The organism is Teichococcus deserti (assembly GCF_001982615.1).
GTDB classification, from domain to species: Bacteria; Pseudomonadota; Alphaproteobacteria; order Acetobacterales; family Acetobacteraceae; genus Pseudoroseomonas; species Pseudoroseomonas deserti.
Genome location: NZ_MLCO01000353.1, coordinates 1 through 1,590, shown reverse-complemented (window position 1 = coordinate 1,590; position 1,590 = coordinate 1). Strand labels below are relative to the sequence as shown.

The window sequence follows — 1,590 nt, the reverse complement described above, 5'->3', positions numbered from 1 at the left end:
GGGGTGTCCAGCGGCGGGGGAGATGCCGTCGCGGCGCGCGGCGTCGTCAGGATGACCCTGCCGCCGGACCCTGCCGTCCTGGACAAGCTCCCGCCGCAGCAGCTGCAGGACGTCAGGATCGACCGCCACGCTGAGATGCCCGAGCACCCCCCGGGCCACCCAGCTCGCATCGATCAGCCTGTCGCGCAGCGCGGTGCATCCTGGGCGGGCGGGCGACAAGGGACTGCCCGCTTCCAAGCGGTACTGCACCGCGAGCCGGACGCCGCAGGGCACCTCGGTGGGGTTCCAGGCCTCCAGCAGCAGCATGGTCTCGACCGGGATGCCGGCCTCCTCCAGCCGTCGGGCGAAGCGCGCGGCGGCGCTGCTGCCGGCCGAATAGCCATAGACCGCGATGACAGCCGGCCGCGGCGCGCGCTGCAGCACGTCCTGCGCCGCCTGCTCCCATTCGCCGGGGCGGTAGAGCGTGGCGGGGACGCCTTCGCCGCGGATCAGCTGCGCCAGGGCATCGGTGCCGGTGGCGCGGTGGCTCTCGCCCGACCAGTTCAGCCCGGTGAACAGCACCACATGGCCGACCTCCGGGCCGGCGACCGGCTGCGGCACCTCCTGGAAATCGGCGACAGTGCTGGCACAGGCGGCAAGAAGCAGCAGCGCGGCGGGGACGACGCGGCGCCACAGGCCGGGCTTCGGCGGTGACGCCGGCGCCGGCCTCATCGGCCGCCCGGCTTGGCCACCCTGACCAGCAGCGCGACCGAGAGCAGGATGGACGACACCAGCACCCCCGCCGCCACCAGCCCGGCCGGCGTGGTCCGGGCCGTCGCGACGAAGGAGCGGCCGCCGCCCAGCGTCAGCGCGACGCGGGCCTTCATCTCCGCCGGATGCAGCGGCTGCGGCGGGGTGCCCTCGGCCCCTGCATCGGGCGTGGCAGCGATCCGGGCTTGATCCATGGCGGGCATTCTCCGGGATGGAAGGTCTGCGGCTGGTCTAACGAACCTTCCTCCGCTGAAGCGAGCCCTTCTTCACCCTGCCCCCGCCAGTCTCAGCGCCCCGTCCCGCACTTCTCACGAATGGTCGCGAGAGGAACTTTCGACGCGATCAAAGGAGGCGCCGCGATGGCTGTGGCCGTGTCACCGGCCTCGATGTCGACCAGGGACGCGTAGAACATCCTCCTGGGGGTGTATCGGCCATTGTCGGCCTTCTCGCTGACGAAGCCGCACAGGCCTTTGTCGCCATCGCTCCCGACCAGGTAGGTCGACGAAAATCTCGGGTCACGAAGGTCTCTGGCGACGGCCTGCTCGTAGCGGCGCAGCTGATCAGGGGTTGCCGCAAGCTGCCGGACATCGGCCTGCGGAGCGGCCGCGCGCTGCGAGGCCGTCGCGGCGGCTGGTCTGGGCGAAGCCGTCCTCGATGCGCGCGAGGCCGCTGGATCCGACGTCTGGGCGCAGGCAGCCAAGGCAAAGGCGGCGGCCAGAACAAGATGGCGCATCAAGCGGCTCCGTAAGGGAGGCGCGACATTATGGGGCGTGGAAAGCAGCCTCAAGCCTGACGCCGGCACGCGTGCCGAACCCATGATCAAGCCGCGAGGCCGCTGGA

Annotated in this window: 3 protein-coding genes; all 3 read right to left on the bottom strand. The window is 71.6% G+C overall.

The window, feature by feature from the left end:
* A partial coding sequence (locus BKE38_RS32985) for an alpha/beta hydrolase family protein (RefSeq protein ID WP_207553686.1) occupies window positions 1–711 on the bottom strand: 711 nt, incomplete at its 3' end.
* On the bottom strand, window positions 708–944 hold the full coding sequence (locus tag BKE38_RS32980; protein WP_076960278.1) for a hypothetical protein: 237 nt from the start codon (window positions 942–944) through the stop codon (window positions 708–710). The genes BKE38_RS32985 and BKE38_RS32980, both read right to left, overlap by 4 nt.
* Window positions 945–1,036: 92 nt before the next feature.
* Window positions 1,037–1,483, bottom strand: a complete 447-nt coding sequence (locus BKE38_RS32975; protein ID WP_076960277.1) for a hypothetical protein — start codon at window positions 1,481–1,483, stop codon at window positions 1,037–1,039.
* Window positions 1,484–1,590: the final 107 nt, after the last annotated feature.